We start from the raw sequence: 6,435 nt of genomic DNA, 5'->3' as shown, positions 1-6,435 counted from the left end.
GGAGTGATCAGGGGGAAATTCAGGGACTTTTTCCCTGAAAATTAGGTAATTGACCCCCTCAAAATCGGTAAAACCCCACACCCCACACCCCACACCCTACACCCTGCCCCTAGGAAAAACTTTTTCAGCAGACCCTAATTATGCAAGAGGTTTAAATCTGATCCCTGATAGCTGTCTCGGAGTCTCGGAGTCTCGGAGTCTCGACTAGGAAATTAATTTTGCACGACTACTTAGGTCAAAATCAGGGGATTTCCTGTTTCCAAGTCAAGAAATACAGAAAAGCAGCAATTCGATCGAGAAATCGATCAAAACAGCCTAGACTAGAAAAAGAATCCTCTATCCTGACAGCTATCCTGTGGAGATTACTTTTTTAGGAACCAGTTCTGGGGTTCCCACTCGTTCCCGTAATGTCTCTAGTATCGCCCTTCGTTTGCCGCAACGGGCGGAAATATGGCTGTTTGACTGTGGAGAAGGAACTCAACACCAGTTACTGCGTAGCGACCTGAAAAGTTCCCAAATCCGACGCATTTTTATCACCCATATGCACGGGGATCATATCTTTGGTTTAATGGGATTGTTAGCCAGTATCGGATTAGCCGGTTCTGCTCAGGATATTGATATCTACGGACCCCCCGGACTAGGGGACTATCTGCGCGCTTGTGCTAAGTATTCCTATACTAATTTGGCTAATCGGGTGCGCGTCCATGCCATTTCCCCTGGCATACTCTACGAAGATGAAGAATTTACCGTCTCCTGTCAGCTATTAAAACATCGTATTCCCGCCCACGGTTATCGCATCGCCGAAAAAGACCGTCCAGGACGTTTTGATGTGGAAAAAGCCAACGCTTTGGGTATTCCCCCCGGACCAATTTACGGCAAGCTGAAAAAAGGGGAAACTGTCACCCTCGCCGATGGCAGCAAAATTCGCGGTCAGTCCCTCTGCGGAGAAACGGAAATCGGCCGTAAAATTGCCTATTGTACCGATACTATTTTCTGTGAAGGCTCGATCGAATTGGCACAGAATGCAGATGTGCTAATTCATGAGGCGACTTTTGCTCACCAAGATGCCGGGTTAGCCTTTGAAAGTGTTCACTCCACTTCAACGATGGCAGCCCAGGTGGCCTTGGCAGCCCAGGTAAAATTGTTATTAATGACCCATTTTAGCCCCCGTTATCTACCGGGTAATTCTCTGGATATTTCCAATCTGTTAGAGGAAGCGCGGGCGATTTTTCCTAACACTAAATTAGCCTACGATTTCCTCACCTACGAAGTCCCCCGCAACCGTCAAGAAATGGCCTTAGGAGTTAAATAATTATGCCAGCAGCAGTAGAAGAAAAAAGCATGGTTCCCACGGTTTTAGTGGGTATAGGTGGCACGGGTAACGAAATTTTATCGCGATTGCGTCGCTTAATCGAGGAAAGTTATGGCAGTTTGAGTAATTTTCCGATTGTCAGCTTTTTGGTGGTTGACACGGATAAGGATTATAAAATCAGTAATCCTGAAGCTGCGGGCAGTGCTTTTAAAGATAACGAAAAACACTGGTCCCGGGTGAGTGGAAAACAGGTACAGGAGATGGTATCTGACATGGATAGATATCCCTGGATTAATAGTTGGTTTCCCCCGGAATTAGAGAGAAATATTACTTCCCTAGAAGCGGGAGCGGGACAAATTCGCGCCTGTGGTCGTTTTGCTTTATTTTGTAATTATCATGAGATTCAAAGGAAATTTCTGGACGCGGTGAGACGGGTAAAGGGACAAGAAAACTTTATGCTCGATCGCTATGGAATTAAAGTTAGTAATAGTGCCATTAATGTCTTTACTACGGGGTCTTTAAACGGTGGTACGGGTAGCGGAATGTTAATCGATATAGGCTACTGTATTCGTAATTGGTTACGAGGGGAAAGTAGTCCTTTGAGTACGGCAATTGTTCCCACTCCTGAAGCATTTGCGGGGATTAGTGTCGGCGATCGAGTTTTGGCTAATGGTTACGCTGCCCTGATGGAATTAAATTACTTTTCTGACTACAGAACCGAATATCATCAACAGTTTAGCAGCGGTTTAGTCGATGAAGTGGTTAGTAAATTACCACCCTTTGATTTTACCTATTTAGTGGGGACAAAAAACGGCGAAGGTGATTTTAAACTCGGTCAAATTCGGGAAATGATCGCCCAAAATATTTTCCTAGATATGACTTCTGATTTTGCCCCTCATAAGCGTTCCATTAGAGATAATATTAAGGGTTCTTGGGCACAAGCTGACCCAGGGGGGCGCGGTTATCCTAAGCAATTTATGAGTTTTGGGCTATCAACTATTGAAATTCCTATTGCCCAAATTCGTGCTTCTTTATCGGAACGTTTAGCCAAAGATTTAATTAATTGGTGGCTGAATGATTCCGTGATTTTACCCGCTCAAATGTTGGAGTTAGTAAGAGGTGATATACTCAAAAGAATGCGCTTGAGCGAAGGGGAATTAATTATGGATTTATGTGCCGACAAGGATCGCTCTTTAATTGCCATAATCTCCCAATGGACTAACGAAACTCGTCAGGAAATCAATCAAGATAATTGGCTCTCTTGTACCAAACAGGGTGTTAATATTTTAGGCAATGAACAGGGAAAAATTCTGCAATTTATTAATGATTATTTAACGCCAAGAGTCGAGGAATTTAAACGCAATCATTTACTAGAATTGAGTCCCGATGAACGGCTGCACGGCGATTACCTGAAAAAGATTTATAATAACCGGGATGAAATTATTCAACGGGGGAAAAAGTCTCTAGAAATGGAGTTTTATAATATCCTTGAGGATCGGAACCGTGGAGTAAAATTTGCCGAGAGTTTTATTGTTTCAGTACGACAAATCTTCACCGACATAGCGGAAAAATTCCGTCGCGATCAAGAACAGGTTTGGAGTCAAAACGAAAGTAAACGTCAACGAGAATATGATACAGCTTTAGCAGAAATTAATGATCTGAAAGATAAAATTCATATCTCGAAAAAAGATAAGATGGAACAATATTGTGAACAAGCTTTAACGGGATTGGAAGGCTGTTTAATGGCCAATATTCAACGAAAAACCAGAGGTGCAGGAGTAGAGGTTATTAATCGTTTACTGGAACATCTAAATCAATTAGAAAGCCGTTTTAATCGCTTTCGTCAGAAATTAATTCAAAGTCGCGATCTATTTAATCTCCAAGCTAATCAACAGATCGATAGTGCCGATGCTTTGTTAATTAATGGGATTAAATTATTTGACAGACAAGAATTAAATAGTCTTTATCAAGACTTTATCGAACAATTTGCTTCGGGGATTGCCGGTAACAAAAATGCCTACAATACAGGTATGGATAACCTTTGTTTACCCCTCTCAGAAGAGATTTTAAAGCAATCTAGCCCTCTCTGGAAAGAAACGCGCCGCGCTGATGAAAATATGCGTTTATTTGACATCACCGAGATTGCCGATATTCGTCAAGGAGATTTTCAACAAGTTATCATAAACCAAGCTAATCAACTACTACAAAATGCCCCCGCTAGTAGTCGAATTCAGAGGGAATTAGCCGCTTGCGATCGCTTGTTAAAAATCTATAACAACGATGCCGATATTATCAATAATCTTCGCATTGCCTACCAAAAATCGCGACCCCTAATTATGCTTAACCCTGCGGTTTTGCGGGGAAAAGATGCGGGTTTTACGCCCCAATTAAATCAAAATGTTGCCCTGATTGGGGGAAGAAATACCAATAACCCGGCAGCCCAAAAAATTATTCCGAAACTGCGGGAATTTATTGCAAACGAAGACGATATTAAACCCTTGGCAGAAGTGGAAAAACATCGTCTTGTCTTCGTGCAGGAAATTGGCGGTTTTTCCCTACGCTGTCTCGAGGGAATGAGAGAGTTGCGGCAATCCTATCAAGACTGGAAAGGAGAATTTATTCTCGCTAAACGCGCCCAACAAATGGGGGAAAATCGCGATTTACCCATCCCCGTGCATATCCAAAAGGAACCTCCTTTCTGGGATGTTTTTCCCGAAGATCCGAGTATTTATCAATTGGTGGTGACGGCCCGGGCTTTAAAAGTGCTTTTTCCAGAAGTCAATCGAGTCACTAATGAGAAAACAATTCGCTATGAAATTAAAACCGCAACGGGATTAAAAAAAGTCGATATCGCCACCAGTTGGGAAGATGCGGTACAGGTGTTAGAAGTAAAAGCTTGTCGCGAAGATAAGGAAAAAATTCAAAGTCAGGTGACAGCTAAGTTACAGGATTCGGCCACTCCGGAGAAAAAACAAGCCTTGTATCGGACTTTTATCAAATATTTACAACAACGTTCCGAGGAGTTGACAGGAGGAAAAGATAGTACAGAATATAAACGGGAGGATGCAATTATTTTGCAGTTAATCGATAACTATAAGTTGGATAGCGGTGGAGAAATACCTCTTTCTTCGGTGACGGAAGTGGCTAACCCAGCTTTAATTATCTGCGGTATTTGTGGACACAAAAATCCCCCCTCGTCTAATTTTTGTTCTAAGTGTGGGGCAAAATTAGTTAAGTAGAAATTGGGCAATTTCTTGTTTTTAGTCCTCGGATAACAGAAAAAGTGGGGGTGTTAGCTGGACTAACATCCCCCAAAATGAAAATTTTCGGGAAAAATTGCCTAATAGCGAAAAAACTGGATTATAATAAGGTCTTTACTCAAGATTTTTGCTAACCGCTAACTGCCATAAAACCCAATCAAGATCCCTGTTTATCGAGAGAAAAACCAATGGTAGCCACTTTAAAAGGACGAGATGTTTTAAGAATAACCGACATGAGTAGCGAAGAAATCAGCGCCCTACTCAATCTATCGGCACAGCTTAAAGCTGGCACTCTTAACCCTAGCTGCAAAAAAGTCTTGGGATTGCTATTTTATAAAGCTTCCACCCGGACGCGGGTTTCCTTTACCGTCGCCATGTACCAGTTAGGGGGACAGGTGATCGATCTTAATCCCAGTGTAACCCAAGTGGGGCGCGGGGAACCCTTAGCAGATACAGCCCGGGTACTCGATCGCTATCTCGATATTCTCGCGGTTCGCACCTTTAAACAAGAGGATTTAGAAGCTTTTGCCAATTACTCGCGCATTCCGATTATCAACGCTTTAACGGATTTAGAACATCCCTGCCAGATATTAGCCGATTTACAGACTATCCAAGAGACTTTTCAGACTTTACGGGGAATTAACCTCACCTATGTGGGGGATGGTAATAATGTCGCTAATTCTCTCCTCTTGGGTGGTGCTTTGATGGGGTTAAATGTGCGAGTTGCCTCCCCCGCAAACTATCAACCCGATGGGGAAATTGTCGCCAGCGCCCAGGCTATTGGCGAGAAAACCGGTAGTAAAATCTTAATTACCGACGATCCCGTTACGGCCGTAAAAGAATCTCAGGTGGTCTATACTGATGTCTGGGCGAGTATGGGACAGGAAAGCCTCGCTTATGCCCGAATTCCCGTTTTTCAGCCCTACCAAGTCAATGAACAGCTAATGAGTCACGCTGACAAAGACGCGATTATTCTCCATTGTTTACCTGCTCACCGCGGCGAAGAAATTACCGACGGGGCGATCGAGGGTGTACAATCAAAAGTCTGGGAGCAAGCGGAAAATCGGATGCACGCCCAAAAAGCTTTAATGGTGAGTTTATTGGGATTAATCTAGCTGCAGATGCTCAGTTACTAAAATAATCATTAAACTACATAATCAATCATCCTAAGACCTGTCCGACACCGGAAGTTAACGCTAGGATTGATGGTAAGAGCAATAATCAGGGCAGCCTCCACACAAACTATATGTCAGACACCTCCGCAGTTAAAAAATATCTCGCCCATTGGTTTCAATTGGGAAAAAAAGTTATTTGTCCCAAAAACCAAGCTATGCTATTTCCGCTGCCAATTTTCAATGCTGATCGCTATTCGTCGGAGTTTGAAGATTGTTGGCAAAAAATTCTTGATCCTCAAAGTGGCGATTGTTACCTAGAAGGTACTCAACAAACCATCCAAGACTTACTTTCCCCTCAATGGGAATTTCATCCCTGCGCTCGTTGTACTATACCTGTACCAATTGAAGTGGTGGGACAATCGGGTTTATCCTGTCCCTGCCATGATTTGAGTAATTGGCCCAATTTAGAATTACCCCTACCCCATTTACCCGTCAATAGTCAAGAAAATCTTGATCGCATCCGGCAAAGATTGCTAAAAAATTCTCACCCACATTAACCGGACAAAAAGAGACGTTAGGGGTAACGTCTCGACAAAAGGGTTGAGATTTAGGGTCTGCTGAATAAATCTAAAAACCTTGTTGGATAAGACTTTTAGACTTTTTTTTCCTCAAAAAGTGCCAGCCGTTGCGGGGATCGGGGGGAAAATTCAGGTACTTTTTCCCTGAAAATTAGGTAATTGACTACCTC

The 6,435-nt window shown here is 42.9% G+C and carries 5 protein-coding genes; all 5 read left to right on the top strand.

Going from position 1 to position 6,435, the window contains the following annotated elements; translation table 11 throughout:
* Positions 1-49: 49 nt before the first annotated feature.
* The 5 genes from O9300_RS11755 to O9300_RS11735 all read left to right on the top strand — a co-directional run bounded on the left by O9300_RS11755 (position 50) and on the right by O9300_RS11735 (position 6,244).
* Positions 50-208 (top strand): hypothetical protein, encoded by a 159-nt coding sequence (locus O9300_RS11755; RefSeq protein ID WP_287971791.1) that lies wholly within the window; start codon positions 50-52, stop codon positions 206-208.
* Positions 209-355: 147 nt separating this feature from the next.
* The gene (locus tag O9300_RS11750) at positions 356-1,312 is read left to right on the top strand and encodes a ribonuclease Z (RefSeq protein WP_287731591.1); all 957 of its coding nucleotides are present in this window, start codon (positions 356-358) and stop codon (positions 1,310-1,312) included.
* A gap of 2 nt (positions 1,313-1,314) precedes the next feature.
* Positions 1,315-4,551: a tubulin-like doman-containing protein gene (locus O9300_RS11745; protein ID WP_287971789.1), complete on the top strand. Its 3,237-nt coding sequence runs from the start codon at positions 1,315-1,317 to the stop codon at positions 4,549-4,551.
* Between the two features lie 209 nt (positions 4,552-4,760).
* The gene (gene argF / locus O9300_RS11740; RefSeq protein WP_287971787.1) at positions 4,761-5,687 is read left to right on the top strand and encodes an ornithine carbamoyltransferase; all 927 of its coding nucleotides are present in this window, start codon (positions 4,761-4,763) and stop codon (positions 5,685-5,687) included.
* A 131-nt stretch (positions 5,688-5,818) separates the two neighbouring features.
* Positions 5,819-6,244, top strand: a complete 426-nt coding sequence (locus O9300_RS11735; RefSeq protein ID WP_287971786.1) for a hypothetical protein — start codon at positions 5,819-5,821, stop codon at positions 6,242-6,244.
* Positions 6,245-6,435: the final 191 nt, after the last annotated feature.

Source organism: Microcystis sp. LE19-195.1E, assembly GCF_027532095.1.
Lineage (GTDB): Bacteria > Cyanobacteriota > Cyanobacteriia > Cyanobacteriales > Microcystaceae > Microcystis > Microcystis aeruginosa.
This window is presented reverse-complemented; position numbering and strand designations above follow the sequence as displayed.

Coding starts and splice junctions, on each gene's coding strand:
- O9300_RS11745 (WP_287971789.1), top strand. CDS start 1,315: ATGCCAGCAGCAGTAGAAGAAAAAAGCATGGTTCCCACGGTTTTAGTG.
- argF (WP_287971787.1), top strand. CDS start 4,761: ATGGTAGCCACTTTAAAAGGACGAGATGTTTTAAGAATAACCGACATG.
- O9300_RS11735 (WP_287971786.1), top strand. CDS start 5,819: ATGTCAGACACCTCCGCAGTTAAAAAATATCTCGCCCATTGGTTTCAA.